This is a genomic window from Lelliottia sp. 489 (assembly GCF_050435885.1).
GTDB classification, from domain to species: domain Bacteria; phylum Pseudomonadota; class Gammaproteobacteria; order Enterobacterales; family Enterobacteriaceae; genus Enterobacter; species Enterobacter nimipressuralis.
This window is the reverse complement of record NZ_JBNDLC010000013.1, coordinates 1-26,307: the sequence shown is the minus strand read 5'-3', so window position 1 is coordinate 26,307 and position 26,307 is coordinate 1. Positions and strand designations below refer to the sequence as shown.

General features: G+C 50.3%; 46 protein-coding genes and 1 pseudogene. 40 read left to right on the top strand and 7 right to left on the bottom strand.

Annotated elements, in window-relative coordinates; all coding sequences use genetic code 11:
- The 3 genes and pseudogenes from tuf to bfr all read left to right on the top strand — a co-directional run.
- Positions 1-123: pseudogene (gene tuf, locus ABIE11_RS21755) on the top strand (elongation factor Tu); the annotation flags it as partial.
- A gap of 185 nt (positions 124-308) precedes the next feature.
- Positions 309-503: a bacterioferritin-associated ferredoxin gene (gene bfd / locus ABIE11_RS21750; protein ID WP_015960719.1), complete on the top strand. Its 195-nt coding sequence runs from the start codon at positions 309-311 to the stop codon at positions 501-503.
- 72 nt (positions 504-575) lie between these two features.
- Complete coding sequence (bfr, locus tag ABIE11_RS21745) at positions 576-1,052, top strand: bacterioferritin (RefSeq protein WP_194514494.1); 477 nt, start codon at positions 576-578, stop codon at positions 1,050-1,052.
- On the opposite strand, the gene ABIE11_RS21740 is transcribed toward bfr, so the two are convergent.
- Complete coding sequence (locus tag ABIE11_RS21740; RefSeq protein ID WP_429185401.1) at positions 1,036-1,509, bottom strand: prepilin peptidase; 474 nt, start codon at positions 1,507-1,509, stop codon at positions 1,036-1,038. The two genes, bfr and ABIE11_RS21740, sit on opposite strands and share 17 nt — an antisense overlap.
- Before the next feature lie 386 nt (positions 1,510-1,895).
- Between ABIE11_RS21740 and rpsJ the strand changes: the two genes are divergently transcribed.
- From rpsJ to arfA, 31 genes are all read left to right on the top strand, one after another.
- A complete protein-coding gene (rpsJ, locus tag ABIE11_RS21735; protein WP_001181005.1) occupies positions 1,896-2,207 on the top strand; it encodes a 30S ribosomal protein S10 in 312 nt (103 codons plus the stop codon).
- Positions 2,208-2,239: 32 nt separating this feature from the next.
- Complete coding sequence (gene rplC, locus ABIE11_RS21730) at positions 2,240-2,869, top strand: 50S ribosomal protein L3 (protein ID WP_016538466.1); 630 nt, start codon at positions 2,240-2,242, stop codon at positions 2,867-2,869.
- A gap of 10 nt (positions 2,870-2,879) precedes the next feature.
- Positions 2,880-3,485, top strand: coding sequence for a 50S ribosomal protein L4 (gene rplD, locus ABIE11_RS21725; RefSeq protein WP_015960716.1), 606 nt, complete (start codon positions 2,880-2,882; stop codon positions 3,483-3,485).
- A complete protein-coding gene (gene rplW, locus ABIE11_RS21720) occupies positions 3,482-3,784 on the top strand; it encodes a 50S ribosomal protein L23 (protein ID WP_004868363.1) in 303 nt (100 codons plus the stop codon). Before rplD ends, rplW begins: the two co-directional genes overlap by 4 nt.
- Positions 3,785-3,801: 17 nt before the next feature.
- Entirely contained in the window at positions 3,802-4,623 is an 822-nt protein-coding gene (gene rplB, locus ABIE11_RS21715; protein WP_042312092.1) for a 50S ribosomal protein L2, read from the top strand.
- A gap of 16 nt (positions 4,624-4,639) precedes the next feature.
- On the top strand, positions 4,640-4,918 hold the full coding sequence (gene rpsS / locus ABIE11_RS21710; protein ID WP_001138115.1) for a 30S ribosomal protein S19: 279 nt from the start codon (positions 4,640-4,642) through the stop codon (positions 4,916-4,918).
- Between the two features lie 14 nt (positions 4,919-4,932).
- Positions 4,933-5,265: a 50S ribosomal protein L22 gene (gene rplV, locus ABIE11_RS21705; protein WP_002919773.1), complete on the top strand. Its 333-nt coding sequence runs from the start codon at positions 4,933-4,935 to the stop codon at positions 5,263-5,265.
- 17 nt (positions 5,266-5,282) lie between these two features.
- Positions 5,283-5,984, top strand: coding sequence for a 30S ribosomal protein S3 (gene rpsC / locus ABIE11_RS21700; protein WP_000529945.1), 702 nt, complete (start codon positions 5,283-5,285; stop codon positions 5,982-5,984).
- 12 nt (positions 5,985-5,996) lie between these two features.
- The gene (gene rplP, locus ABIE11_RS21695; protein ID WP_002919759.1) at positions 5,997-6,407 is read left to right on the top strand and encodes a 50S ribosomal protein L16; all 411 of its coding nucleotides are present in this window, start codon (positions 5,997-5,999) and stop codon (positions 6,405-6,407) included.
- Positions 6,407-6,598 carry a 50S ribosomal protein L29 gene (gene rpmC / locus ABIE11_RS21690; RefSeq protein WP_032614707.1) on the top strand — a complete coding sequence of 64 codons (192 nt, stop codon included), beginning with the start codon at positions 6,407-6,409 and terminating at the stop codon, positions 6,596-6,598. The genes rplP and rpmC overlap by 1 nt, the downstream gene beginning before the upstream one ends.
- Positions 6,598-6,852 carry a 30S ribosomal protein S17 gene (gene rpsQ, locus ABIE11_RS21685; protein WP_006817275.1) on the top strand — a complete coding sequence of 85 codons (255 nt, stop codon included), beginning with the start codon at positions 6,598-6,600 and terminating at the stop codon, positions 6,850-6,852. Before rpmC ends, rpsQ begins: the two co-directional genes overlap by 1 nt.
- Positions 6,853-7,018: 166 nt before the next feature.
- Positions 7,019-7,390, top strand: a complete 372-nt coding sequence (rplN, locus tag ABIE11_RS21680) for a 50S ribosomal protein L14 (protein ID WP_015960712.1) — start codon at positions 7,019-7,021, stop codon at positions 7,388-7,390.
- Between the two features lie 10 nt (positions 7,391-7,400).
- Complete coding sequence (rplX, locus tag ABIE11_RS21675; RefSeq protein WP_016538464.1) at positions 7,401-7,715, top strand: 50S ribosomal protein L24; 315 nt, start codon at positions 7,401-7,403, stop codon at positions 7,713-7,715.
- 14 nt (positions 7,716-7,729) lie between these two features.
- Entirely contained in the window at positions 7,730-8,269 is a 540-nt protein-coding gene (rplE, locus tag ABIE11_RS21670) for a 50S ribosomal protein L5 (RefSeq protein ID WP_015960710.1), read from the top strand.
- A gap of 14 nt (positions 8,270-8,283) precedes the next feature.
- Positions 8,284-8,589, top strand: coding sequence for a 30S ribosomal protein S14 (rpsN, locus tag ABIE11_RS21665; protein ID WP_015960709.1), 306 nt, complete (start codon positions 8,284-8,286; stop codon positions 8,587-8,589).
- A 33-nt stretch (positions 8,590-8,622) separates the two neighbouring features.
- Positions 8,623-9,015 carry a 30S ribosomal protein S8 gene (gene rpsH, locus ABIE11_RS21660; RefSeq protein WP_006178918.1) on the top strand — a complete coding sequence of 131 codons (393 nt, stop codon included), beginning with the start codon at positions 8,623-8,625 and terminating at the stop codon, positions 9,013-9,015.
- A gap of 12 nt (positions 9,016-9,027) precedes the next feature.
- Positions 9,028-9,561 (top strand): 50S ribosomal protein L6, encoded by a 534-nt coding sequence (gene rplF, locus ABIE11_RS21655; protein ID WP_100778650.1) that lies wholly within the window; start codon positions 9,028-9,030, stop codon positions 9,559-9,561.
- Between the two features lie 9 nt (positions 9,562-9,570).
- Positions 9,571-9,924, top strand: a complete 354-nt coding sequence (gene rplR / locus ABIE11_RS21650) for a 50S ribosomal protein L18 (protein WP_015960708.1) — start codon at positions 9,571-9,573, stop codon at positions 9,922-9,924.
- Positions 9,925-9,938: 14 nt separating this feature from the next.
- Entirely contained in the window at positions 9,939-10,439 is a 501-nt protein-coding gene (gene rpsE / locus ABIE11_RS21645) for a 30S ribosomal protein S5 (protein WP_002438697.1), read from the top strand.
- 6 nt (positions 10,440-10,445) lie between these two features.
- Complete coding sequence (gene rpmD / locus ABIE11_RS21640) at positions 10,446-10,625, top strand: 50S ribosomal protein L30 (RefSeq protein WP_003863301.1); 180 nt, start codon at positions 10,446-10,448, stop codon at positions 10,623-10,625.
- 3 nt (positions 10,626-10,628) lie between these two features.
- Positions 10,629-11,063, top strand: coding sequence for a 50S ribosomal protein L15 (gene rplO, locus ABIE11_RS21635; RefSeq protein ID WP_100778651.1), 435 nt, complete (start codon positions 10,629-10,631; stop codon positions 11,061-11,063).
- Positions 11,064-11,070: 7 nt separating this feature from the next.
- Positions 11,071-12,402: a preprotein translocase subunit SecY gene (gene secY, locus ABIE11_RS21630; protein ID WP_095283665.1), complete on the top strand. Its 1,332-nt coding sequence runs from the start codon at positions 11,071-11,073 to the stop codon at positions 12,400-12,402.
- A 31-nt stretch (positions 12,403-12,433) separates the two neighbouring features.
- The gene (rpmJ, locus tag ABIE11_RS21625; protein WP_000868187.1) at positions 12,434-12,550 is read left to right on the top strand and encodes a 50S ribosomal protein L36; all 117 of its coding nucleotides are present in this window, start codon (positions 12,434-12,436) and stop codon (positions 12,548-12,550) included.
- Between the two features lie 146 nt (positions 12,551-12,696).
- Positions 12,697-13,053 (top strand): 30S ribosomal protein S13, encoded by a 357-nt coding sequence (gene rpsM, locus ABIE11_RS21620; RefSeq protein ID WP_003031135.1) that lies wholly within the window; start codon positions 12,697-12,699, stop codon positions 13,051-13,053.
- 16 nt (positions 13,054-13,069) lie between these two features.
- On the top strand, positions 13,070-13,459 hold the full coding sequence (rpsK, locus tag ABIE11_RS21615) for a 30S ribosomal protein S11 (protein ID WP_003031137.1): 390 nt from the start codon (positions 13,070-13,072) through the stop codon (positions 13,457-13,459).
- A gap of 34 nt (positions 13,460-13,493) precedes the next feature.
- On the top strand, positions 13,494-14,114 hold the full coding sequence (gene rpsD, locus ABIE11_RS21610) for a 30S ribosomal protein S4 (RefSeq protein ID WP_100778652.1): 621 nt from the start codon (positions 13,494-13,496) through the stop codon (positions 14,112-14,114).
- A gap of 25 nt (positions 14,115-14,139) precedes the next feature.
- The gene (locus ABIE11_RS21605; RefSeq protein WP_002919219.1) at positions 14,140-15,129 is read left to right on the top strand and encodes a DNA-directed RNA polymerase subunit alpha; all 990 of its coding nucleotides are present in this window, start codon (positions 14,140-14,142) and stop codon (positions 15,127-15,129) included.
- A gap of 40 nt (positions 15,130-15,169) precedes the next feature.
- The gene (gene rplQ / locus ABIE11_RS21600; protein ID WP_001216372.1) at positions 15,170-15,556 is read left to right on the top strand and encodes a 50S ribosomal protein L17; all 387 of its coding nucleotides are present in this window, start codon (positions 15,170-15,172) and stop codon (positions 15,554-15,556) included.
- A gap of 105 nt (positions 15,557-15,661) precedes the next feature.
- On the top strand, positions 15,662-16,033 hold the full coding sequence (locus ABIE11_RS21595) for a DUF1992 domain-containing protein (protein WP_100778653.1): 372 nt from the start codon (positions 15,662-15,664) through the stop codon (positions 16,031-16,033).
- Complete coding sequence (gene zntR / locus ABIE11_RS21590) at positions 16,033-16,458, top strand: Zn(2+)-responsive transcriptional regulator (RefSeq protein ID WP_100778654.1); 426 nt, start codon at positions 16,033-16,035, stop codon at positions 16,456-16,458. Before ABIE11_RS21595 ends, zntR begins: the two co-directional genes overlap by 1 nt.
- A gap of 57 nt (positions 16,459-16,515) precedes the next feature.
- Complete coding sequence (gene arfA / locus ABIE11_RS21585; protein WP_100778655.1) at positions 16,516-16,731, top strand: alternative ribosome-rescue factor ArfA; 216 nt, start codon at positions 16,516-16,518, stop codon at positions 16,729-16,731.
- On the opposite strand, the gene mscL is transcribed toward arfA, so the two are convergent.
- The 5 genes from mscL to def form a co-directional block, all read right to left on the bottom strand.
- On the bottom strand, positions 16,732-17,145 hold the full coding sequence (gene mscL, locus ABIE11_RS21580; RefSeq protein ID WP_429185400.1) for a large-conductance mechanosensitive channel protein MscL: 414 nt from the start codon (positions 17,143-17,145) through the stop codon (positions 16,732-16,734).
- 146 nt (positions 17,146-17,291) lie between these two features.
- On the bottom strand, positions 17,292-18,668 hold the full coding sequence (trkA, locus tag ABIE11_RS21575) for a Trk system potassium transporter TrkA (protein ID WP_100778657.1): 1,377 nt from the start codon (positions 18,666-18,668) through the stop codon (positions 17,292-17,294).
- 22 nt (positions 18,669-18,690) lie between these two features.
- Positions 18,691-19,977: a 16S rRNA (cytosine(967)-C(5))-methyltransferase RsmB gene (rsmB, locus tag ABIE11_RS21570; RefSeq protein ID WP_194514491.1), complete on the bottom strand. Its 1,287-nt coding sequence runs from the start codon at positions 19,975-19,977 to the stop codon at positions 18,691-18,693.
- 52 nt (positions 19,978-20,029) lie between these two features.
- The gene (gene fmt / locus ABIE11_RS21565) at positions 20,030-20,977 is read right to left on the bottom strand and encodes a methionyl-tRNA formyltransferase (RefSeq protein ID WP_429185399.1); all 948 of its coding nucleotides are present in this window, start codon (positions 20,975-20,977) and stop codon (positions 20,030-20,032) included.
- Positions 20,978-21,003: 26 nt separating this feature from the next.
- Positions 21,004-21,513, bottom strand: coding sequence for a peptide deformylase (gene def, locus ABIE11_RS21560; RefSeq protein ID WP_429185398.1), 510 nt, complete (start codon positions 21,511-21,513; stop codon positions 21,004-21,006).
- Between the two features lie 128 nt (positions 21,514-21,641).
- On the opposite strand from def, the gene dprA reads away from it, so the two are divergent.
- The 6 genes from dprA to ABIE11_RS21530 are packed head-to-tail and all read left to right on the top strand — an operon-like array spanning position 21,642 to position 25,426.
- Positions 21,642-22,766 (top strand): DNA-protecting protein DprA, encoded by a 1,125-nt coding sequence (dprA, locus tag ABIE11_RS21555; protein WP_429185397.1) that lies wholly within the window; start codon positions 21,642-21,644, stop codon positions 22,764-22,766.
- Positions 22,738-23,211 carry a DUF494 family protein Smg gene (gene smg, locus ABIE11_RS21550; RefSeq protein ID WP_102105788.1) on the top strand — a complete coding sequence of 158 codons (474 nt, stop codon included), beginning with the start codon at positions 22,738-22,740 and terminating at the stop codon, positions 23,209-23,211. The genes dprA and smg overlap by 29 nt, the downstream gene beginning before the upstream one ends.
- Positions 23,212-23,238: 27 nt before the next feature.
- On the top strand, positions 23,239-23,781 hold the full coding sequence (locus ABIE11_RS21545; RefSeq protein ID WP_100778662.1) for a DNA topoisomerase family protein: 543 nt from the start codon (positions 23,239-23,241) through the stop codon (positions 23,779-23,781).
- A 4-nt stretch (positions 23,782-23,785) separates the two neighbouring features.
- On the top strand, positions 23,786-24,358 hold the full coding sequence (tsaC, locus tag ABIE11_RS21540) for an L-threonylcarbamoyladenylate synthase type 1 TsaC (RefSeq protein ID WP_187469909.1): 573 nt from the start codon (positions 23,786-23,788) through the stop codon (positions 24,356-24,358).
- Between the two features lie 4 nt (positions 24,359-24,362).
- Positions 24,363-25,181 carry a shikimate dehydrogenase gene (gene aroE, locus ABIE11_RS21535; RefSeq protein ID WP_429185396.1) on the top strand — a complete coding sequence of 273 codons (819 nt, stop codon included), beginning with the start codon at positions 24,363-24,365 and terminating at the stop codon, positions 25,179-25,181.
- A complete protein-coding gene (locus ABIE11_RS21530; protein ID WP_429185395.1) occupies positions 25,178-25,426 on the top strand; it encodes a DUF1488 domain-containing protein in 249 nt (82 codons plus the stop codon). The genes aroE and ABIE11_RS21530 overlap by 4 nt, the downstream gene beginning before the upstream one ends.
- Here the strand turns inward: ABIE11_RS21530 and ABIE11_RS21525 are convergent.
- Positions 25,402-25,956, bottom strand: coding sequence for a gamma carbonic anhydrase family protein (locus ABIE11_RS21525; RefSeq protein WP_429185393.1), 555 nt, complete (start codon positions 25,954-25,956; stop codon positions 25,402-25,404). The genes ABIE11_RS21530 and ABIE11_RS21525 overlap by 25 nt on opposite strands.
- Between the last annotated feature and the right edge of the window lie 351 nt (positions 25,957-26,307).

Genomic DNA, 26,307 nt, shown 5'->3' with positions numbered 1-26,307 from the left:
GACAACATCAAAATGGTTGTTACCCTGATCCACCCAATCGCGATGGATGACGGTCTGCGTTTCGCAATCCGTGAAGGCGGCCGTACTGTTGGTGCGGGCGTTGTTGCTAAAGTTCTGGGCTAATTACTCGTTAATTAGTTTTGAATAAAAAAAGGGCGCTTCGGCGCCCTTTTTTGTGCCCTGAATTCATTGCCCGTCACAATTATTCGCATTTTTTGTTAGCTGCCGGCGCGTCCAGGAACGGATGTGCTATTGTAATCATAATTATTCTCACTTACACTTTGATCATAAATTGAGCGGGAGTTTTTATGTACGTTTGTTTGTGTAATGGTGTGAGTGACAAAAAAATACGTCAGGCCGTTCGCCAGTTTCACCCTCAGTCTTTCCAGCAGCTTCGAAAATTTGTTCCAGTAGGAAATCAATGCGGTAAGTGCGTTCGCGCGGCGCGCGAGATAATGCAGGACGAATTGACGCAGATCCCGGAATACAAAGAGATCGCCTGAGGTTCTATCTTTTTTTTGACATCCCTGCAGCCCCATCTACGCTTCAATAAGTGGAAGCGGAGGGACTATATAATGAAAGGTGATGTTAAAATCATAAGTTATCTCAATAAATTATTGGGAAATGAGCTTGTCGCAATCAATCAGTATTTTCTCCATGCGAGAATGTTCAAAAATTGGGGCCTGACGCGCCTCAATGATGTCGAATACCATGAATCCATCGATGAGATGAAACATGCCGATAAATACATCGAGCGTATTCTATTTCTCGAAGGTATCCCGAATTTGCAGGATCTCGGGAAGCTGGGTATTGGTGAAGATGTCGAAGAAATGCTGCAATCCGATCTCCGTCTTGAACTTGAAGGGGCGAAGGATCTTCGTGAAGCGATTGCCTACGCTGACAGCGTTCATGATTACGTCAGCCGTGACATGATGATCAACATTCTGGCTGACGAAGAGGGCCATATCGACTGGCTGGAAACCGAGCTGGACCTCATCGGAAAAATTGGTCTGCAAAACTACCTGCAATCTCAGATCAAAGTGGCAGACTGAGTAAGCTCTGCCAACCCGACACTAAACCTGCTGCCGCCAGAAATGGGCCAAACGGTAGTGGGTTTTTATGTATCTGTTGTCCCGGTTTCATGACCATCTGAATCAGCACAAAGCTTATTGCCAGAATTGCAGCAGACAAGGCCATCGCCGGAAGAACGCACCAGCCGTGCCAGGCGCCTAACGCAGCAAGATACTTCACATCTCCGTATCCTAGCCCTTCTCGTTTAAACACCATACGATAACCCCAATAAATACAGGCAAAGCCGATGTATCCCGCCATCGCTCCCATAACGGCGCTGGCGAGAAAATCAGGATGGATCATGAGATGGAAAAGAAGGCCTGTCCAAAGTAATGGACAAAGATATTTGTCGGGTAAAAGGCCTGAGCGGATATCTTCGCGCACCAGAAGACAGGTCAAGACTGCATAGAGCATCAGAAAGGGAAGGGCGGTTAGCATGGTTTAAGCCTCAGAAAGTATCGCAGCGCTATCCTCTTTCGGGCGTTATTGCAGGGCAAACAGCAAAAGTTGTCTTTGCGTGAAACCTTCCAGCGAATCACGCTAGCTCGACACGCTTTGCAACCCGATGTCGAGCGGCTACGCAAAACCCACCACGAAAGCCTGTTTTATAAACTGCACTTGCGTTGTGGTCAGATTTACGTATAATGCGCGGGCTTGTCGTAATTGACAGCTGGTTCAATCTGAACCTGAGTAACCCTGTTTTTCGTTACTCAACAATGCTCCCAATTGGGGGGCTACGTAAGAACGGTTACACTCTCCCATCAATCGTAATGGGTTTGAGTAGTAATCATTTTCGTTTATAAAATAATTGGAGCTCTGGTCTCATGCAGAACCAAAGAATCCGTATCCGCCTGAAAGCGTTTGATCATCGTCTTATCGATCAATCAACCGCGGAAATCGTCGAGACTGCTAAGCGCACTGGTGCGCAAGTCCGTGGTCCGATCCCGCTGCCGACCCGCAAAGAGCGTTTTACCGTTCTGATCTCTCCGCACGTTAACAAAGATGCGCGTGATCAGTACGAAATTCGTACTCATAAGCGTCTGGTTGACATCGTTGAGCCAACTGAGAAAACCGTTGATGCTCTGATGCGTCTGGATCTGGCTGCCGGTGTAGACGTGCAGATCAGCCTGGGTTAATCAGGTCATCGAGCGATTGAGAGGTTGAAACAATGATTGGTTTAGTCGGTAAAAAAGTGGGTATGACCCGCATCTTCACTGAAGATGGCGTTTCTATCCCAGTAACCGTAATCGAAGTTGAAGCAAACCGCGTTACTCAGGTTAAAGACCTGGCTAACGATGGCTACCGTGCTGTTCAGGTTACTACCGGTGCTAAAAAAGCTAACCGTGTAACCAAGCCGGAGGCTGGTCACTTCGCTAAAGCTGGCGTTGAAGCTGGCCGTGGTCTGTGGGAATTCCGTCTTGCTGAAGGCGAAGAGTTCACCGTAGGTCAGGACATTAGCGTTGAGCTGTTTGCTGAAGTTAAAAAAGTTGACGTAACCGGTACCTCTAAAGGTAAAGGTTTTGCTGGTACCGTTAAGCGCTGGAACTTCCGTACCCAGGACGCTACCCACGGTAACTCCTTGTCTCACCGCGTTCCGGGTTCTATCGGTCAGAACCAGACTCCGGGCAAAGTGTTCAAAGGCAAGAAAATGGCAGGTCAGCTGGGTAACGAACGTGTAACTGTTCAGAGCCTGGACGTAGTACGTGTTGACGCTGAGCGCAACCTGCTGCTGGTTAAAGGTGCTGTTCCCGGTGCAACCGGTAGCGACCTGATCGTTAAACCAGCTGTGAAGGCGTAAGGGGATAGCAATGGAATTAGTATTGAAAGACGCGCAGAGCGCGCTGACTGTTTCCGAAACTACCTTCGGTCGTGATTTCAACGAAGCGCTGGTTCACCAGGTTGTAGTTGCTTATGCAGCTGGTGCTCGTCAGGGTACTCGTGCTCAGAAGACTCGTGCTGAAGTAACTGGTTCCGGCAAAAAGCCGTGGCGCCAGAAAGGTACCGGCCGTGCGCGTTCAGGTTCTATCAAGAGCCCGATCTGGCGTTCCGGTGGCGTGACCTTCGCTGCTCGCCCGCAGGACCACAGTCAAAAAGTAAACAAAAAGATGTACCGCGGCGCGCTGAAAAGCATTCTGTCCGAACTGGTACGTCAGGATCGTCTGATCGTTGTCGAGACGTTCTCTGTAGAAGCGCCTAAAACTAAGCTGCTGGCACAGAAACTGAAAGACATGGCTCTGGAAGATGTGCTGATCATCACCGGTGAGCTGGACGAAAACCTGTTCCTGGCTGCGCGCAACCTGCACAAGGTTGACGTACGCGATGCAACTGGTATCGACCCGGTTAGCCTGATCGCCTTCGACAAAGTCGTAATGACTGCTGATGCTGTTAAGCAAGTTGAGGAGATGCTGGCATGATTCGTGAAGAACGTCTGCTGAAGGTGCTTCGTGCACCGCACGTTTCTGAAAAAGCGTCTGCTGCGATGGAAAAAACAAATACCATCGTTCTCAAAGTTGCTAAAGACGCGACCAAAGCAGAAATCAAAGCTGCTGTGCAGAAACTGTTTGAAGTCGAAGTCGAAGTCGTTAACACCCTGGTCGTTAAAGGGAAAGTTAAACGTCACGGACAGCGTATCGGTCGTCGTAGCGACTGGAAAAAAGCTTACGTCACCCTGAAGGAAGGCCAGAATCTGGACTTCGTCGGCGGCGCTGAGTAAGTCGGAGGAGTAATACAATGGCAGTTGTTAAATGTAAACCGACATCTCCGGGTCGTCGCCACGTCGTTAAAGTGGTCAACCCAGAGCTGCACAAGGGCAAACCTTTTGCTCCGCTGGTTGAAAAAAACAGCAAATCCGGTGGTCGTAACAACAATGGCCGTATCACCACTCGTCACATCGGTGGTGGTCACAAGCAGGCTTATCGTATTGTTGACTTCAAACGCAACAAAGACGGTATCCCGGCAATTGTTGAGCGTCTTGAGTACGATCCGAACCGTTCCGCGAACATCGCGCTGGTTCTGTACAAAGATGGCGAACGCCGTTACATCCTGGCCCCTAAAGGCCTGAAAGCTGGCGACCAGATTCAGTCTGGCGTTGATGCTGCAATCAAAGCAGGTAACACCCTGCCGATGCGCAATATCCCGGTTGGTTCTACCGTTCATAACGTAGAAATGAAACCAGGTAAAGGCGGTCAGCTGGCACGTTCCGCTGGTACTTACGTTCAGATCGTTGCTCGTGATGGTGCTTATGTCACCCTGCGTCTGCGTTCTGGTGAAATGCGTAAAGTAGAAGCAGACTGCCGTGCAACTCTGGGCGAAGTTGGCAATGCTGAGCATATGCTGCGCGTTCTGGGTAAAGCAGGTGCTGCACGCTGGCGTGGTGTTCGTCCTACCGTTCGCGGTACTGCGATGAACCCAGTCGACCACCCACATGGTGGTGGTGAAGGTCGTAACTTTGGTAAGCACCCTGTAACTCCATGGGGCGTTCAGACCAAAGGTAAGAAGACCCGCAGCAACAAGCGTACTGATAAATTTATCGTACGTCGCCGTAGCAAATAATTTTAGAGGATAAGCCATGCCACGTTCTCTCAAGAAAGGTCCTTTTATTGACCTGCACTTGCTGAAGAAGGTAGAGAAAGCGGTGGAAAGCGGAGACAAGAAGCCCCTGCGCACTTGGTCCCGTCGTTCAACGATCTTTCCTAACATGATCGGTTTGACCATCGCTGTCCATAATGGTCGTCAGCACGTTCCAGTCTTTGTTTCCGACGAAATGGTCGGTCATAAACTGGGTGAATTCGCACCGACTCGTACTTATCGCGGCCACGCTGCTGATAAAAAAGCGAAGAAGAAATAAGGTAGGAGGAAGAGATGGAAACTTTAGCTCAACATCGCCATGCTCGTTCTTCTGCTCAGAAGGTTCGCCTTGTTGCTGACCTGATTCGCGGTAAGAAAGTGTCGCAGGCCCTGGACATCCTGACCTATACCAACAAGAAAGCTGCGGTATTGGTCAAGAAAGTACTGGAATCTGCCATTGCTAACGCTGAACACAACGATGGCGCTGACATTGACGATCTGAAAGTTGCGAAAATCTTCGTAGACGAAGGCCCAAGCATGAAGCGCATTATGCCGCGTGCGAAAGGTCGTGCAGATCGCATCCTGAAGCGCACCAGCCACATTACTGTGGTTGTGTCCGATCGCTGAGACTCTGGAGACTAGCAATGGGTCAGAAAGTACATCCTAATGGTATTCGCCTGGGTATTGTAAAACCATGGAATTCAACCTGGTTTGCGAACACCAAAGAATTCGCTGACAACCTGGACAGCGATTTTAAAGTACGTCAGTACCTGACTAAGGAACTGGCTAAAGCGTCTGTATCTCGTATCGTTATCGAGCGTCCGGCTAAGAGCATTCGTGTGACTATTCACACCGCTCGCCCGGGTATCGTTATCGGTAAGAAAGGCGAAGACGTAGAAAAACTGCGCAAGGTCGTAGCGGATATCGCTGGCGTTCCTGCACAGATCAATATCGCTGAAGTTCGTAAGCCTGAACTGGACGCTAAATTGGTTGCTGATAGCATCACTTCACAGCTGGAACGTCGTGTTATGTTCCGTCGTGCTATGAAGCGTGCTGTACAGAACGCAATGCGTCTGGGCGCTAAAGGTATCAAAGTTGAAGTTAGCGGCCGTCTCGGCGGCGCGGAAATCGCACGTACCGAATGGTACCGCGAAGGTCGCGTACCGTTGCACACTCTGCGTGCTGACATCGACTACAACACCTCTGAAGCGCACACCACTTACGGTGTAATCGGCGTTAAGGTATGGATCTTCAAAGGTGAGATCCTGGGTGGTATGGCTGCTGTTGAACAACCGGAAAAACCGGCTGCGCAACCTAAAAAGCAGCAGCGTAAAGGCCGTAAATAAGGAGCGTCGCTGATGTTACAACCAAAGCGTACAAAATTCCGTAAAGTGCACAAAGGCCGCAACCGTGGTCTGGCGCAGGGTACGGATGTTAGCTTCGGCACTTTCGGTCTGAAAGCTGTTGGCCGTGGTCGTCTGACTGCACGTCAGATCGAAGCAGCACGTCGTGCAATGACCCGTGCAGTTAAGCGTCAAGGTAAAATCTGGATCCGTGTATTCCCGGACAAACCAATTACCGAGAAGCCGCTGGAAGTTCGTATGGGTAAAGGTAAAGGTAACGTGGAGTATTGGGTTGCCTTGATTCAGCCGGGTAAAGTCCTGTATGAAATGGACGGCGTACCGGAAGAGCTAGCCCGTGAAGCATTCGGCCTGGCAGCAGCGAAACTGCCGATTAAAACCACCTTTGTAACTAAGACGGTGATGTAATGAAAGCAAATGAGCTGCGTGAAAAAAGCGTTGAAGAGCTGAACGCTGAGCTGCTGAACCTGCTGCGTGAGCAGTTTAACCTCCGCATGCAGGCTGCAAGTGGCCAGCTGCAACAGACTCACCTGCTGAAGCAAGTGCGTCGTGATGTTGCACGCGTTAAGACTTTACTGACTCAGAAGGCGGGTGCGTAATGACCGATAAAATCCGTACTCTGCAAGGTCGTGTTGTTAGCGACAAAATGGAGAAATCCATTGTTGTTGCTATCGAACGCATTGTGAAACACCCGATCTACGGTAAATTCATCAAGCGTACGACCAAACTGCACGTACATGACGAGAACAACGAATGCGGTATCGGTGACGTGGTTGAAATCCGCGAATGCCGTCCGCTGTCCAAGACTAAGTCCTGGACGCTGGTTCGCGTTGTAGAGAAAGCCGTTCTGTAATACAGTTAGGCCTCTCAATACGAATACACGGCTCAGTAATGAGCCGTGTATTTTTTCTACCCATATTGTAGAACCGGTGTTATAATGCCGCGCCCTCGATATGGGGCTTTTCGACGACTCTGATTTTAGGGTCTCAGGTAGTAGTTGACATTAGCGGAGCACTAAAATGATCCAAGAACAGACTATGCTGACCGTCGCCGACAACTCCGGTGCACGTCGCGTAATGTGTATCAAGGTTCTGGGTGGCTCGCACCGTCGCTACGCAGGCGTAGGCGACATCATCAAGATCACCATCAAAGAAGCAATTCCACGTGGTAAGGTCAAGAAAGGTGATGTGCTGAAAGCGGTAGTGGTGCGCACCAGGAAGGGTGTTCGTCGCCCTGACGGTTCTGTCATTCGCTTCGATGGTAATGCATGCGTTATTTTAAACAATAACAGCGAGCAGCCTATCGGCACGCGTATCTTTGGGCCGGTAACTCGTGAACTTCGTACTGAAAAGTTCATGAAAATTATCTCTCTGGCACCAGAAGTACTCTAAGGAGCGAATCATGGCAGCGAAAATCCGTCGTGATGACGAAGTTATCGTGTTAACCGGTAAAGATAAAGGTAAACGCGGTAAAGTAAAAAATGTTCTGTCTTCCGGCAAGATCATTGTTGAAGGTATCAACCTGGTTAAGAAACATCAGAAGCCGGTTCCGGCCCTGAACCAACCAGGTGGCATCGTTGAAAAAGAAGCTGCAATTCAGGTTTCTAACGTTGCACTCTTCAACGCGGCAACCGGCAAGGCTGACCGTGTAGGCTTTAGATTCGAAGACGGCAAAAAAGTCCGTTTCTTCAAGTCTAACAGCGAAACTATCAAGTAATTTGGAGTAGTACGATGGCGAAACTGCATGATTACTACAAAGACGAAGTAGTTAGCAAACTCATGACTGAGTTTAACTACAATTCTGTCATGCAAGTCCCTCGGGTCGAGAAGATCACCCTGAACATGGGTGTTGGTGAAGCGATCGCTGACAAGAAACTGCTGGATAACGCAGCAGCTGATCTGACAGCAATCTCCGGTCAAAAGCCGTTGATCACCAAAGCACGCAAATCTGTTGCAGGCTTCAAAATCCGTCAGGGCTATCCGATCGGCTGTAAAGTAACTCTGCGTGGCGAACGCATGTGGGAGTTCCTTGAGCGCCTGATCTCTATTGCTGTTCCACGTATCCGTGACTTCCGTGGCTTGTCCGCTAAGTCATTCGATGGTCGTGGTAACTACAGCATGGGTGTCCGTGAGCAGATCATCTTCCCAGAGATCGACTACGATAAAGTCGACCGCGTGCGTGGTTTGGATATTACCATTACCACTACTGCGAACTCTGACGAAGAAGGCCGTGCTCTGCTGGCTGCCTTTGACTTCCCGTTCCGCAAGTAAGGTAGGGTTACTGAATGGCTAAGCAATCAATGAAAGCACGCGAAGTAAAGCGCGTAGCTTTAGCTGATAAATTCTTCGCTAAACGCGCTGAACTGAAAGCGATCATTTCTGATGTGAACGCTTCCGACGAAGATCGTTGGAACGCAGTTCTGAAGCTGCAGTCTCTGCCGCGTGATTCCAGCCCGTCTCGTCAGCGTAACCGCTGTCGTCAAACTGGTCGTCCGCACGCTTTCCTGCGGAAGTTCGGGTTGAGCCGTATTAAGGTCCGTGAAGCCGCTATGCGCGGTGAAATCCCGGGTCTGAAAAAGGCTAGCTGGTAATTGTCACCAATTGAATCACGGGAGTAAAGACAGATGAGCATGCAAGATCCGATCGCGGATATGCTGACCCGTATCCGTAACGGTCAGGCCGCGAACAAAGTTGCGGTCACCATGCCTTCCGCCAAGCTGAAAGTGGCAATTGCCAATGTGCTGAAGGAAGAAGGTTTTATCGAAGATTTTAAAGTTGAAGGCGACACCAAGCCGGAACTGGAACTTACTCTTAAGTATTTCCAGGGTAAAGCTGTTGTAGAAAGCATTCAGCGTGTCAGCCGCCCAGGCCTGCGCATCTATAAGAAAAAAGATGAGCTGCCTAAAGTTATGGCTGGTCTGGGTATCGCAGTTGTTTCTACCTCTAAAGGTGTTATGACTGATCGTGCAGCGCGCCAAGCTGGTCTTGGTGGCGAAATTATCTGCTACGTAGCCTAATCGGAGGAAAGAATGTCTCGTGTTGCTAAAGCACCGGTCGTCATTCCTGCCGGCGTTGATGTAAAAATCGACGGTCAGGTTATTACGATCAAAGGTAAAAACGGCGAGCTGACTCGTACCCTCAACAATGCTGTTGAAGTTAAACATGCAGATAATGCTCTGACCTTCGGTCCGCGTGATGGTTTCGTGGATGGATGGGCTCAGGCTGGTACCGCGCGTGCCCTGCTGAACTCAATGGTTGTTGGTGTTACCGAAGGCTTCACTAAAAAGCTTCAGCTGGTTGGTGTAGGTTATCGTGCAGCTATCAAAGGGAATGCAGTAGGCCTGTCTCTGGGCTTCTCTCACCCCGTTGAGCATCAGCTGCCTGCTGGTATCACTGCAGAATGTCCGTCTCAGACTGAAATCGTGCTGAAAGGCGCGGATAAACAGCTGATCGGTCAGGTTGCAGCAGACCTGCGCGCCTACCGTCGTCCTGAGCCTTATAAAGGCAAGGGTGTTCGTTACGCCGACGAAGTCGTGCGTACCAAAGAGGCTAAGAAGAAGTAAGGTAACACTATGGATAAGAAATCTGCTCGTATCCGTCGTGCGACCCGCGCACGCCGCAAGCTCAAAGAGCTGGGTGCAACTCGCCTGGTGGTACATCGTACCCCGCGTCATATTTACGCACAGGTCATTGCACCAAACGGTTCTGAAGTTCTGGTAGCTGCTTCTACTGTAGAAAAAGCTATTACTGAACAATTGAAGTACACCGGTAACAAAGACGCTGCTGCAGCTGTCGGTAAAGCTGTTGCTGAACGCGCTCTGGAAAAAGGCATCAAAGTCGTGTCCTTTGACCGTTCCGGGTTCCAATATCATGGTCGTGTCCAGGCACTGGCAGATGCTGCCCGTGAAGCTGGCCTTCAGTTCTAAGGTAGAGGTGTAAGATGGCTCACATCGAAAAACAAGCTGGCGAACTGCAGGAAAAGCTGATCGCGGTTAACCGCGTATCTAAAACCGTTAAAGGTGGTCGTATTTTCTCCTTCACAGCTCTGACTGTTGTTGGTGATGGTAATGGTCGCGTTGGTTTTGGTTACGGTAAAGCGCGTGAAGTTCCAGCAGCGATCCAGAAAGCGATGGAAAAAGCCCGTCGCAATATGATTAACGTCGCGCTGAACCACGGCACCCTGCAACACCCTGTTAAAGGTGTTCACACGGGTTCTCGTGTCTTCATGCAGCCGGCTTCAGAAGGTACCGGTATTATTGCCGGTGGTGCAATGCGCGCCGTTCTCGAAGTCGCTGGAGTTCATAACGTTCTGGCTAAAGCATATGGTTCCACCAACCCGATTAACGTGGTTCGTGCAACTATTGATGGCCTGGAAAATATGAATTCTCCAGAAATGGTCGCTGCCAAGCGTGGTAAATCCGTTGAAGAAATTCTGGGGTAATTGACCATGGCAAAGACTATTAAAATCACTCAAACCCGCAGTGCAATCGGTCGTCTGCCGAAACACAAGGCAACGCTGCTTGGCCTGGGTCTGCGTCGTATTGGTCATACCGTTGAGCGTGAGGATACTCCCGCTGTACGTGGTATGGTCAACGCGGTTTACTTCATGGTTAAAGTTGAGGAGTAAGAGATGCGTTTAAATACTCTGTCTCCAGCCGAAGGCTCTAAAAAGGCGGGTAAACGCCTTGGTCGTGGTATCGGTTCTGGCCTCGGTAAAACCGGTGGTCGTGGTCACAAAGGTCAGAACTCTCGTTCTGGCGGTGGCGTACGTCGCGGTTTCGAGGGTGGCCAGATGCCACTGTACCGTCGTCTGCCGAAATTCGGTTTCACCTCTCGCAAATCAGCGATTACAGCGGAAATCCGTCTGTCTGACCTGGCGAAAGTTGAAGGCGGCGTTGTAGACCTGAACACGCTGAAAGCAGCAAACATTATCGGTATCCAGATCGAGTTCGCGAAAGTGATCCTGGCTGGTGAAGTAACTACTCCGGTAACTGTTCGTGGCCTGCGTGTTTCTAAAGGCGCTCGTGCTGCTATCGAAGCTGCTGGCGGTAAAATTGAGGAATAAGTAGCAGATGGCTAAGCAACCGGGATTAGATTTTCAAAGTGCCAAGGGTGGATTTGGCGAACTGAAACGCAGACTTTTGTTTGTAGTTGGTGCGCTGATCGTTTTCCGTATTGGCTCTTTTATTCCGATCCCTGGTATCGATGCCGCTGTACTTGCCAAACTGCTTGAGCAACAGCGAGGCACCATCATTGAGATGTTTAACATGTTCTCTGGTGGTGCTCTCAGCCGTGCTTCTATCTTTGCACTGGGTATCATGCCGTATATTTCGGCATCTATTATTATCCAGCTGCTGACGGTCGTTCATCCGGCCCTGGCAGAGCTGAAGAAAGAAGGGGAGTCTGGTCGTCGTAAGATCAGCCAGTACACCCGTTACGGCACTCTGGTGCTGGCAATATTCCAGTCGATCGGTATTGCTACCGGTTTACCGAATATGCCTGGTATGCAGGGCCTGGTTATTAACCCGGGCTTTGCATTCTATTTCACCGCTGTTGTAAGTCTGGTCACAGGGACTATGTTCCTGATGTGGCTCGGCGAACAGATTACTGAGCGAGGTATCGGTAACGGTATCTCAATCATTATCTTCGCCGGTATCGTTGCGGGACTCCCGCCAGCCATTGCCCATACGATCGAGCAAGCGCGTCAAGGCGACCTGCACTTCCTCCTGTTGCTATTGGTTGCAGTATTAGTATTTGCAGTGACGTTCTTTGTTGTCTTCGTTGAACGTGGTCAACGCCGCATTGTGGTGAACTACGCGAAACGTCAGCAGGGTCGTCGTGTCTATGCTGCACAGAGCACACATTTACCGCTGAAAGTGAATATGGCCGGGGTTATCCCAGCGATCTTCGCTTCCAGTATCATTCTGTTCCCAGCAACCATCGCGTCATGGTTCGGGGGCGGAACCGGTTGGAACTGGCTGACAACAATTTCGCTGTATTTGCAGCCTGGGCAACCGCTTTATGTGTTACTCTATGCGTCTGCAATCATATTCTTCTGTTTCTTCTACACGGCGTTGGTCTTCAACCCGCGTGAAACAGCAGATAACCTGAAGAAGTCCGGTGCATTTGTACCAGGAATTCGTCCGGGAGAGCAAACGGCGAAGTATATCGATAAAGTAATGACTCGTCTGACTTTGATTGGCGCGTTGTACATTACTTTTATCTGCCTGATCCCGGAGTTCATGCGTGATGCAATGAAAGTACCGTTCTACTTCGGTGGGACCTCACTGCTTATCGTTGTTGTCGTGATTATGGACTTTATGGCTCAAGTGCAAACTCTGATGATGTCCAGTCAGTATGAGTCTGCCTTGAAGAAGGCGAACCTGAAAGGCTACGGCCGTTAATTGGTCGCCCGAGAAGTTACGGAGAGTAAAAATGAAAGTTCGTGCTTCCGTCAAGAAATTATGCCGTAACTGCAAAATCGTTAAGCGTGATGGCGTCATCCGCGTGATTTGCAGTGCCGAGCCGAAACATAAACAGCGTCAAGGCTGATTATTTCGCATTTTTTTCTTGCAAAGTTGGGTTGAGCTGGCTAGATTAGCCAGCCAATCTTTTGTATGTCTGTACGTTTCCATTTGAGTATCCTGAAAACGGGCTTTTCAGCATGGTGCGTACATATTAAATAGTAGGAGTGCATAGTGGCCCGTATAGCAGGCATTAACATTCCTGATCAGAAACATGCTGTGATCGCATTAACTTCGATCTATGGCGTCGGCAAGACCCGTTCCAAAGCCATTCTGGCTGCAGCGGGTATCGCTGAAGATGTTAAGATCAGTGAGCTGTCTGAAGAACAAATCGACACGCTGCGTGACGAAGTTGCCAAATTTGTCGTTGAAGGTGATCTGCGCCGTGAAGTTAGCATGAGCATCAAGCGCCTTATGGACCTTGGTTGCTATCGCGGTTTGCGTCATCGTCGTGGTCTCCCGGTTCGCGGTCAGCGCACCAAGACCAACGCACGTACCCGTAAGGGTCCGCGCAAACCGATCAAGAAATAATCGGGGTGATTGAATAATGGCAAAGGCACCAATTCGTGCACGTAAACGTGTAAGAAAACAAGTCTCTGACGGCGTGGCTCATATCCATGCTTCTTTTAACAACACCATCGTTACTATTACTGATCGTCAGGGTAACGCATTGGGTTGGGCAACAGCCGGTGGTTCCGGTTTCCGTGGTTCTCGCAAATCTACTCCGTTCGCAGCCCAGGTTGCAGCAGAGCGTTGTGCAGAAGCCGTAAAAGAATACGGCATCAAGAATCTGGAAGTTATGGTTAAAGGTCCGGGTCCGGGTCGCGAATCAACTGTTCGTGCTCTGAACGCCGCTGGTTTCCGCATCACTAATATTACTGATGTGACTCCGATCCCTCATAACGGTTGTCGTCCGCCGAAAAAACGTCGCGTATAACGCTTACGTTTTCTAGGATTGTTGGAGATAGAAAATGGCAAGATATTTGGGTCCTAAGCTCAAGCTGAGCCGTCGTGAGGGCACCGACTTATTCCTTAAGTCTGGCGTTCGCGCGATCGATACCAAGTGTAAAATTGAACAAGCTCCTGGCCAGCACGGTGCGCGTAAACCGCGTCTGTCTGACTATGGTGTGCAGTTGCGTGAAAAGCAAAAAGTTCGCCGTACCTACGGTGTGCTGGAGCGTCAGTTCCGTAACTACTATAAAGAAGCAGCACGTCTGAAAGGCAACACCGGTGAAAACCTGTTGGCTCTGCTGGAAGGTCGTCTGGACAACGTTGTTTACCGTATGGGCTTCGGCGCTACTCGTGCTGAATCACGCCAACTGGTTAGCCATAAAGCAATCATGGTAAACGGTCGTGTTGTTAACATCGCTTCTTATCAGGTTAAAGCGAACGACGTTGTTAGCATTCGTGAGAAAGCGAAAACGCAATCTCGCGTGAAAGCCGCTCTGGAGCTGGCTGAGCAGCGTGAAAAGCCAACCTGGCTGGAAGTTGATGCTGGCAAGATGGAAGGCACGTTCAAGCGTCAGCCAGAACGTTCTGATCTGTCTGCGGACATTAACGAACACCTGATCGTCGAGCTTTACTCCAAGTAAAGCTTAGTACCAAAGAGAGGACACAATGCAGGGTTCTGTGACAGAGTTTCTAAAACCGCGCCTGGTAGATATCGAGCAAGTGAGTTCGACGCACGCCAAGGTGACCCTTGAGCCTTTAGAGCGTGGCTTTGGCCATACTCTGGGTAACGCACTGCGCCGTATTCTGCTCTCATCGATGCCGGGTTGCGCGGTGACCGAAGTTGAGATTGATGGTGTACTTCATGAGTACAGCACCAAAGAAGGCGTTCAGGAAGATATCCTTGAAATCCTGCTCAACCTGAAAGGGCTGGCGGTGAGAGTTCAGGGGAAAGATGAAGTTATTCTTACTCTGAATAAATCTGGCATTGGCCCTGTGACTGCAGCCGACATTACCCATGATGGTGATGTCGAAATCGTCAAGCCGCAGCACGTGATCTGCCACCTGACCGATGAGAACGCAGCTATTAGCATGCGTATCAAAGTTCAGCGCGGTCGTGGTTATGTGCCGGCTTCTGCCCGAATTCATTCGGAAGAAGATGAGCGCCCAATCGGCCGTCTGCTGGTCGACGCATGTTACAGCCCTGTAGAGCGTATTGCCTACAATGTTGAAGCAGCGCGTGTAGAACAGCGTACCGACCTGGACAAGCTGGTCATCGAAATGGAAACCAACGGCACAATCGATCCTGAAGAGGCGATTCGTCGTGCGGCAACCATTCTGGCAGAACAACTTGAAGCTTTCGTTGACTTACGTGATGTTCGTCAGCCGGAAGTTAAAGAAGAGAAACCAGAGTTCGATCCGATCCTGCTGCGCCCTGTTGACGATCTGGAATTGACTGTCCGCTCTGCTAACTGCCTCAAGGCAGAAGCTATCCACTATATCGGTGATCTGGTACAGCGTACCGAGGTTGAGTTGCTGAAAACGCCTAACCTGGGTAAAAAATCTCTTACTGAGATTAAAGACGTGCTGGCTTCACGTGGTCTGTCTCTGGGTATGCGCCTGGAAAACTGGCCACCAGCAAGCATTGCTGACGAGTAACCGGATCACAGGTTAAGGTTTTACTGAGAAGGATAAGGTCATGCGCCATCGTAAGAGTGGTCGTCAACTGAACCGTAACAGCAGCCATCGCCAGGCTATGTTCCGCAACATGGCAGGTTCACTGGTTCGTCATGAGATCATCAAGACGACCCTGCCTAAAGCGAAAGAGCTGCGTCGCGTAGTTGAGCCGCTGATTACTCTTGCCAAGACTGACAGCGTTGCTAATCGTCGTCTGGCATTCGCCCGTACTCGTGATAACGAGATCGTGGCAAAACTGTTTAACGAACTGGGCCCGCGTTTCGCGAGCCGTGCAGGTGGTTACACTCGTATTCTGAAGTGTGGCTTCCGTGCAGGCGACAACGCTCCGATGGCATACATCGAGCTGGTTGATCGTTCTGAATCGAAAGCAGAAGCTGCTGCAGAGTAATCTGTAGTAACGTAAAAGAACCCGCTTCGGCGGGTTTTTTTATATCCCCTGAATCATCCTTTCTCTACACTGTCTGAATCCACTCTTATACTTCGGAGTTTTACGATGTGGCTGCTTGATCAATGGGCAGAACGTCATATCCTGGATGCCCAACGTAAAGGCGAGTTTCGCGATCTTCCAGGCGCTGGCCAACCGCTTACACTTGATGATGATACCCTAGTTCCCGCTGAATTACGGTCGGGCTATCGATTGTTAAAAAATGCTGGTTGCCTTCCTCCAGAGCTCGAAAATCGTAAGGATGCGTTGGCTCTGGCTGATTTGCTTAAAGGCATTGAACCTGGCGATCCTGAAGCGCAGGAAATCCGTCGACGGTTGGCGCTTGTTGAGCTTAAATTGCAGCAAGCCGGAGTGAATACCGATTTCCTGCATGGTCAATATTCGGATCGTTTGTTTAAAACAATCAAAGGAGATTGCTAATGTATCGCATTGGGGAACTTGCGAAGCTCGCAGACGTTACGCCAGACACTATCCGCTACTATGAAAAGCAGCAGATGATGGAACATGAGGTTCGCACTGAAGGTGGTTTTCGGCTTTACACTGAAAAGGATCTTCAGCGACTCAAGTTCATCCGCTATGCGCGACAGCTCGGTTTTACGCTGGAATCGATCAGAGAACTGCTTTCGATCCGCATCGATCCTGAACACCACACCTGCCAGGAATCGAAAAGCATCGTTCAGGCCAGGTTAACGGAGGTGGAAGCGAGAATTGAAGAGCTACAGACCATGCAACGTTCACTGCAGCGTCTTAATGATGCATGTTGCGGCACGGCACACAGCAGCCTCTACTGTTCAATACTCGAAACACTCGAACAAGGTGCCAGTGGTATACCGCGTGGCTGTTGATTTTTAAAATGAGTGGATCTACACTCGCGCCGATTTTACTTACAATCTGGAGATATTATGAGCCGCTATCAGCATACGAAGGGGCAAATTCAGGATAATGCCATTGAGGCGTTGTTACATGATCCACTGTTTCGCCAGCGGGTCGAAAAGAATAAAAAAGGGAAAGGAAGTTATCTGCGTAAAGGAAAACATGGCAAACGGGGTAACTGGGAGGCCAGTGGCAAGAAAGTGATTCACTTTTTTACCACTGGCCTTCTGGCTTTATGCGCCTGATTACGGGCGACTGTTCTGCTCTTTCAATAGATCGCGAATTTCAGTCAGTAAAACTTCTTCTTTTGTCGGTGCCGGTGGTGCAGCTGCCGGTTCTTCTTTTTTACGGTTCAATTTATTAATCAGCTTAATCGCCATAAAGATTGCGAAGGCAACAATCAAAAAGTCGAAAATATTCTGAATAAATACGCCATAGTGCATCACAACTGCAGGGATATCGCCTTGTGCATCTCTGAGAGTGAAGGCAAATTGTTTGAAATCGACACCACCAATTAAAAGCCCTAACGGTGGCATAATCATATCGGCAACCAGAGATGAAACAATCTTGCCGAATGCTGCACCAATAATCACACCCACTGCCAAATCTACTACATTCCCGCGCATCGCAAATTCGCGAAATTCTTTAATAACACTCATTTTATTCTCCTTGAGCCAGCTGACGATCCTAAGTTTAACAAATCATTAGCCAATTTCCATTGAGGATAAATATTCGTTATGAAAAATTAACCATTATAAAATAGAGGGTTAATAAAAAAAGGCGCCCAAATGAGCGCCTTTCACCATTACAGGAAGAATGGACTTGGCTGGAACAGGCGTTCGACGTCGGTAATAAACTTTTTATCTGTCAGGAACATAATGACGTGATCGCCCTGTTCGATGCGCAAATTATCATTAGCGATCATGACATCATTCCCGCGCACCACGGCACCGATTATTGTGCCTGGCGGTAGCTTAATTTCGTCAATGGCTCGGCCAACAACGCGGGAAGTGGTTTCATCACCGTGAGCGACGGCTTCAATTGCTTCGGCAACGCCACGACGGAGGGAGGAAACGCCGACAATATCCGCCTTACGGACATGGCTTAACAGTGCTGAAATGGTTGCCTGCTGTGGCGAGATGGCAATATCAATGACGCTGCCTTGTACCAAATCGACATAGGCCCGGCGCTGAATGAGCACCATGACTTTTTTGGCACCCATACGTTTTGCCAGCATGGCCGACATGATATTGGCTTCATCGTCATTGGTAACGGCAATGAACAGATCCACTTGATCAATATGTTCTTCCGCCAGCAATTCCTGATCCGATGCGTCGCCATAGAACACGATCGTATTCTGAAGTTTTTCTGCCAGCTCTGCAGCGCGCTGTTGATCGCGTTCGATCAACTTCACGCTGTAATCTTTTTCAAGCCGGTGCGCCAGACCAGCACCAATATTCCCGCCGCCTACCAACATGATGCGCTTATAAGGTTTTTCCAGACGCTGGAGTTCGCTCATTACGGCGCGGATATGCTGCGAGGCAGCAATGAAGAACACTTCATCTCCGGCTTCGACAATGGTGGAGCCTTGCGGGCGAATGGGACGATCATGACGGAATATTGCCGCCACACGCGTATCAATATGGGGCATATGCTCGCGCATGGTGGAGAGTGCATTACCAATCAGCGGGCCGCCGTAGTAAGCCTTCACAACCGCCAGGCTGACTTTCCCCTCGGCAAAGTTCACAACTTGCAGGGCGCCAGGATATTCAATCAAACGGTAAATACTGTCGATAACCAGTTGTTCTGGGGCGATAAGATGATCAATTGGTACCGCTTCAGAATTGAAGAGCTTTTCTGCATCACGGACGTAATCCGGTGAGCGAATACGTGCAATTCGGTTCGGGGTGTTGAATAACGAATAGGCGACCTGGCAGGCGACCATATTTGTTTCATCCGAACTGGTCACCGCGACCAACATGTCCGCATCGTCAGCGCCCGCTTCGCGAAGTACGCGCGGATGCGAACCGTGCCCCTGCACTACGCGTAGATCGAATTTATCCTGCAATCCCCGCAGCCGATCGCCATTGGTGTCGACGATCGTGATGTCGTTATTTTCGCCCACCAGGTTTTCAGCCAGCGTGCCACCGACCTGTCCTGCGCCCAGAATGATTATCTTCATAGCTTGCGACCCGTTTTCAACATCACGCTTTGATTAGCTTAGCGTAAAAGAAGCCATCACCTTCTTCCGCTCCCGGTAGGTTTTGGATTCCCGGAACATCGGCTGTGCCCGTCATGTGTAACGCAGCATCAGGAGTACGTTTCAGGAATGCGGCAATCTGCTGGGCGTTTTCTTCCGGAAGAACGGAGCATGTTGCATAAACCAACGTTCCGCCAGACTTCAGATGCGGCCAGACTGCATCAAGGATTTCGCTTTGCAGCTGAGCCAGCTCATTGATATCGCGGTCCCGGCGCAGCCATTTGATATCCGGATGACGGCGAATCACACCGGTTGCCGAGCAAGGGGCGTCCAGCAGGATACGATCAAACTGTTCATCGCCGCACCATTGGGAAGGGGTACGTCCGTCACCTTGCTTGACTTCCGCTTTCAGACCCAGGCGTTTCAGGTTGTCATATACACGGGACAGTCGCTGCTCGTCCACGTCGACAGCCAATACTTTAGCCTGTGGCGCAGCTTCAAGAATATGCGTCGTTTTACCACCTGGAGCGGCGCACAGATCGAGAATACGTTCGCCGTTTTGTGGCGCAAGCCAGGTGATACACCCTTGGGCGGAGGCGTCTTGAACGGTAACCCAACCCTGGTCAAAACCAGGCAATGCCTGCACAGGGGCAGGGGATGCCAGACGCACTGCATCGGGGTAGGCGTCATGCGTAAAACCGCTCATTTCAGCGTGTTCAAGCAGAGCCAACCATTCATCGCGAGTATGGTGGATGCGGTTCACTCGTAGCCACATTGGCGGGCGTTGATTGTTGGCGTCAACAATGGATTCCCATTGCTGCGGATAGGCTTTTTTCAGGCGCTTAAGCAGCCATTCCGGATGCAGAAAACGCTGTTCGGACTGGTTGAACTCTGCCACCAGTTCTTCCTGCTGACGCTGGAACTGGCGCAATACGCCGTTGATCAGCCCTTTCAACTGCGGACGCTTAATCGCCACGGCGCCTTCAACGGTTTCTGCCAGGGCGGCATGAGGGGGAATGCGCGTATGGAGCAGCTGGTAGAATCCGACCATAATCAAATAGTGGATAGTGCGCTGTTTACCCGTCATTGGTCGGGACATCAGCTTGTTAATTAGCCACTCCTGCTGCGAGAGCGTACGCAGTACGCCAAAGCACAGTTCCTGGAGAAGAGCTTTGTCTTTATCAGACACTTTCTGCTGAAGCGGCGGCAAGATATTGCTCAGCGATTGACCTTGTTCGACCACTTTCTCAATGGCCTGTGCAGCCATGCTGCGAAGATTTAGTTTTTTCATAACCGCAAAAATAAAAATGCCCGGAAACTCCGGGCTTTTGGATTAAATGTATTTAGCCGAGATGTTTACCCGGCGTAAACCACTCGCGACGGGAATTCAGCAGGTCCTGTGCGCTCATTGCCTTTTTACCGGCGGGCTGGAGCGACTCCAGATTCAGTATCCCTTCGGCCGTTGCAACCTGAATACCCTGTTTATTTGCATCAATGATTGTGCCAGGTTCCGCGCGGGAGTCGCCATCAATGACCGATGCTTTCCAGATTTTCACTGGCTGCTCGTCGATGGTCAGCCAGCTCATCGGCCACGGGTTAAATGCGCGGATGCAACGTTCAAGTTGGGCAGCAGAAAGTGACCAGTCGAGCTGCGCCTCTTCTTTACTGAGCTTTTCAGCATAGGTAACGAGTGATTCATCCTGAACTTCAGGCTGGGTTTTGCCATCGGCCAGTTGCTGCAACGTCTCAATAAGTCCCTGTGGACCGAGATCAGCCAGCTTGTCGTAAAGCGTTGCACTGGTATCTTCTGAAGTGATAGGGCAGGCCAGTTTGTAAAGCATATCTCCCGTATCCAACCCTACGTCCATCTGCATGATGGTGACGCCGGTTTTGCTATCTCCCGCCCAGAGAGAACGCTGAATAGGTGCGGCCCCGCGCCAGCGTGGGAGAAGAGAACCATGCACATTGATGCAGCCCAGACGCGGCATATCCAGAACCGCTTTTGGCAGAATTAATCCGTAGGCCACGACAACCATGACATCGGCATTTAGTTCTGATACAAGCTGCTGATTTTCCTGGGGGCGTAAAGATACGGGCTGGAAAACGGGCAAGCCATGCTCTTCGGCCAGTACTTTAACCGGGCTTGGCATCAGTTTCTTACCACGGCCTGCAGGACGATCCGGTTGAGTGAACACACCGACAACCTGGTGACCCGATGATAACAGCGCGTCCAGGTGACGCGCTGCAAAGTCCGGGGTTCCCGCGAAGATAATGCGTAACTTTTTAGACACGTTATTCCTTGTATCCGGGGGGCACGTTATGCGCGAGTGCGCATACGATCCAGTTTCTCGACTTTCTGACGAATACGCTGCTGCTTCAGTGGAGAGAGGTAATCGATAAACAGTTTACCGACCAGATGATCCATCTCGTGCTGAATACAGATTGCCAGAAGATCGTCTGCTTCCAGTTCAAATGGGTTGCCGTCACGATCAAGCGCGCGGATTTTCACTTTCTCGGCGCGAGGCACCAGCGCACGCTGTTCAGGAATGGACAAACAGCCTTCTTCGATTCCTGTTTCGCCGCTCTTCTCGAGCAGTTCCGGGTTGATCAACACCAGACGATCTTCGCGATTCTCTGAAACATCAATCACGATAATACGTTTGTGGATATTCACCTGGGTCGCCGCGAGACCGATGCCTTCTTCAGCGTACATCGTATCGAACATATCATCGACGATACGTTGAATTTCTGCATTCACTTCTTTTACCGGTTCAGCAACAATGCGAAGGCGCTTGTCCGGGATATGTAACACTTGCAAAACTGCCATAAATTTCCAGAGCCGTTGTTCAGGAGTTGAAAAGATTATTACCTCTATTCTAGACAAATCCCCCTCTGATTGACAGCATCGGTGACCAATCGCAAGGATTGCTGGAGCCGCTTATGGCAGGGAATAGGATGACTTCCACTGAGATATGGTTACGTCTAATCAACATTGGGGATTTGTGTGGCGATACGATGTTGATGGCTGCGCAACGTTTGACGCGACGAGAGAATATTGATGAAGCAGTATTGACAGAGGCGGGCCTGACGAAGAAGCAGGCCAGTAAATTTATGAGCATGAAAGAAGCTGACCTTGAACGCTCACTTAAATGGCTCGAAATTCCGGGGCATTATCTCATTTGCGCAGATAGCCCACTCTATCCTCAGCGGTTACGAACCCTGTCAGATTACCCAGGCGCTTTATTCGTTAAAGGCAACGTTGATGCGCTGAAAAGCGTTCAACTGGCGGTGGTCGGTAGCCGTTCACCTTCCTGGTATGGTGAGAGATGGGGCAAGATTTTCTGTGAGCATCTGGCAAGATGTGGATTCACTATCACCAGCGGACTGGCGCGCGGAATTGATGGTGTTGCTCATCGGGCAGCGCTCTCGGTTCAGGGGAAAAGTATTGCCGTTCTTGGCAATGGCCTGTTCAGTGTTTATCCCCCTCGTCATGTCTCTCTTACACAGAGCATTATTGACGCTGAGGGCGCGGTGATATCTGAGTTTTCACTCGCCACTTCGCCGTGGCCTGCTAATTTCCCCCGGCGTAATCGTATTATTAGCGGCTTGAGTCAGGGCGTCCTGGTTGTTGAGGCGGCGCAACGGAGTGGGTCGCTGGTCACCGCTCGATGTGCCATGGAGCAGGGGCGAGAAGTCTTTGCGTTGCCCGGCCCCATTGGCAACCCCGGTTGCGAGGGGCCGCACTGGCTCATCAAGCAAGGTGCGACGCCTGTGACCAGCCCAGAGGAAATCCTGGAAAATTTGCAATATGGGCTAACCTGGATCCCAGATGAGCCTGAAAAATCACTTTATTCATCAGATCAGGAGGAGGTGGCATTGCCATTTCCTGAGCTCCTGGCTAACGTAGGAGATGAGGTAACACCTGTTGACGTTGTCGCTGAACGTGCCGGCCAATCTGTGCCTGTGACGGTAGCACAGCTACTCGAACTGGAGTTAGCAGGATGGATCGCAGCTGTACCCGGCGGCTATGTCCGATTGAGGAGGGCAAGCCATGTTCGACGTACTGATGTATTTGTTTGAGACTTACATCCATAACGAAGCTGAAATGCGCGTGGATCAGGATCGGCTGACGCGGGATCTTACCGATGCAGGATTTGAACGGGAAGATATCTATAACGCCTTAATGTGGTTAGAAAAGCTGGCTGATTATCAGGAAGGCCTTGTCGAACCCATGCAGCTCGCTTCTGATCCCCTGTCTGTTCGTATTTTTACGGCTGAAGAGTGTGAAAGGCTGGATGCCAGTTGCCGGGGATTTATCTTATTCCTGGAACAGATTCAGGTGCTAAACCTCGAAACCCGAGAGATGGTGATAGAGCGCGTCATGGCGCTGGATACGGCAGAATTTGAACTGGAAGATCTCAAATGGGTGATTCTGATGGTTCTGTTTAATATTCCGGGCTGTGAAAATGCCTATCAGCAAATGGAAGAATTACTCTTTGAAGTGAATGAAGGTATGCTGCATTAATTCATCTATGTAGCTCCAAGAGTTGTTATGGCCAAATCAGCACTGTTTACGGTGTCTAATAACGAGCCCTGCCCACAGTGTGGGGCTAATCTTGTCATCCGGTCCGGGAAACACGGTCCGTTTCTCGGTTGTTCACACTATCCAGAATGTGATTATGTCCGTCCCCTGAAGAGTCAGGCGGACGGGCATATCGTCAAAATTCTGGAGGGGCAGCTATGCCCGGTCTGTGGTGCTGCTCTGGCATTGCGTCAGGGACGCTTTGGTATGTTTATCGGCTGTAGCCACTACCCTGAATGTAGCCATACCGAGCAGATTGATAAACCAGATGAGACCGCGATTGCCTGTCCCCAGTGCCAACAGGGACAGCTGGTTCAGCGTCGTTCCCGTTTCGGTAAAACGTTCCACTCCTGCGATCGCTATCCTGAATGCCAGTTCGTTATCAATTTCAAACCAGTAGCGGGGATTTGCCCTCACTGCGATTATCCGCTGCTCATCGAGAAGAAAACGGCGCAGGGCATTAAACTGTTCTGTGCCAGTAAACAATGTGGAAAGCCGGTTTCGGCGGATTAAACCTGTGAAGAATAAATTAACATCGGACTCCATTGCCCGTGCGCTGGAAGTCTTGAGAAAAGAAGAAGTCATCGCCTATCCAACGGAAGCTGTATTTGGGGTCGGATGCGATCCTGACAGCGAATTGGCCGTTACGCGTCTATTAGAACTGAAGCAAAGACCGGTCGAAAAAGGACTGATCCTGATTGCCGCAAACTTTGAGCAACTCAAGCCTTACATTGATGATTCGATGTTGAACGAGGCGCAGCGAGAGACTATTTCTGCGGCATGGCCTGGTCCAGTCACCTTTGTTTTCCCGGCGCTGCCGACCACGCCGCGTTGGCTGACGGGGCGCTTTGATTCTCTTGCTGTGCGTGTTACCGATCATCCGCTGGTGGTTGAGCTGTGTCAGACTTTTGGTAAGCCGCTGGTTTCTACCAGTGCCAATCTGACAGGGCTGCCACCTTGCCGCACATCGCAAGAAGTGCTTGCCCAATTTGGTGATGATTTCCCGGTGGTTATCGGTGAAACGGGTGGTCGTCTGAATCCATCGGAAATTCGCGATGCGTTAACCGGCGAGCGCTTTCGCCAGGGGTAATAGGATGGATAAGTACGCGGTTTTTGGTAATCCAATAGCTCACAGCAAGTCGCCGTTCATTCATCAGCAATTTGCTGAACAGCTCCAAATCGATCATCCCTATGGCCGCGTTCTGGCGCCCGTCGATGAGTTTGTACTGACGCTGAATGCTTTTTTTGACGCGGGCGGCAAAGGGGTCAACATCACCGTGCCCTTTAAAGAAGAGGCATACGCCCGAGCGGATGAGTTAACCGAGCGCGCTTCCCTTGCCGGGGCGGTGAATACCCTCAAGCGACTGGAGGACGGACGCCTGCTGGGTGATAACACCGATGGTATTGGCTTATTAAGCGATCTCGAAAGACTCTCTTTTATTAAGAAGGGTTTTCGTATTCTGTTGATTGGCGCGGGCGGTGCCTCTCGCGGCGTATTGTTGCCACTTCTTTCTATGGATTGTGCTGTCACGATCACTAACCGCACGTTCTCCCGGGCAAAAGAGCTGGCTACGCTCTTTGCTCATACGGGCAGCGTGAACGTGGTGGCAATGGAAGATCTGGGTGAGCATGAGTTTGATCTCATCATTAATGCGACATCCAGCGGGATCGGTGGCGATGTACCAGCGCTCCCTTCTTCATTAGTCACTCCTCATATTTACGTCTATGACATGTTCTATCAAAAGGGCAAAACGCCTTTCCTGAGCTGGTGTGAAGAACGCGGCGCGAAGCATCTTGCCGACGGCCTGGGCATGCTGGTGGGGCAAGCGGCACATGCTGTTCTGCTCTGGCATGGCGTATTACCCGCAGTAGAGCCCGTTATTGAAAAACTGAAACAGGAATTGCTGGCATGAACCAGGCGATTCATTTTCCAGACAGGGAAGTCTGGGACGAGAGCAAACAGGCAGTCTGTTTTCCGGTATTGGTTAACGGTATGCAGATGACCTGCGCTATTACGGGCGAGTTATTGCTAAGGCGTTTTGGCGGGACGATACCGCTGGAGGTCTTCAGGGATTATCGCTGGGATCTTGAAGAAGAAGCCAGCGATATGATCCGTAACGAGCAGGAAGACGATCAAGGGTGGGTGTGGTTTTCCTGAACCAGGTAGTCGTCTTTCCATTTGACGTAGTTATTCGCCGAATATTTCAGCCCTTCGATTTCCGTCTCTTTTAACCGACGGACCTGTTTTACCGGGCTGCCTAAATAGAGATAGCCGCTTTCCAGGCGTTTGTTTTGCGGGACCAGACTCCCGGCGCCTATCATCACATCGTCTTCTACGACTACCCCATCCAGCAGAATAGATCCCATCCCCACCAGTACCCGGTTGCCAATAGTGCAGCCGTGTAACATCACTTTATGACCGACAGTGACCTCTTCTCCAATAATGAGGGGGTTGCCTTCTGGGTTATAGGACGACTTATGGGTAACGTGTAAAACGCTACCGTCCTGAATATTGGTGCGCGCGCCGATCATCACGTAATTCACATCACCCCTGATCGCGACGAGCGGCCAGATGCTGACATCATCATCCATTCTGACATCGCCGATGAGTACGCTACTGGGATCGATCATCACGCGTTCCCCCATTTTCGGGAACAGATCTTTATAGGGACGGAGTACTGCAGACATATCAACCTCGACTGATGAGCTTATACAGAAGATTTTGATCATATTATGCAGCATGGAGGGGTGTTAAATGCGTCAATTTTTAAGCAGATCGGGCAGGATCTCATCGAAAAGCGTGGAAAAGCAGCAGTCATGAAAAAAGATCTAAAAAACGCTTGTGCTAAAAACTGGGATCCCTATAATGCGCCTCCATCGACACGGCAGATGTGAATCACTTCACACAAACAGCCGGTTCGGTTGAAGAGAAAAAATCCTGAGATTCAGGGTTGACTCTGAAAGAGGAAAGCGTAATATACGCCACCTCGCAACGGTGAGCGAAAGCCGCGTTGCACTGCTCTTTAACAATTTATCAGA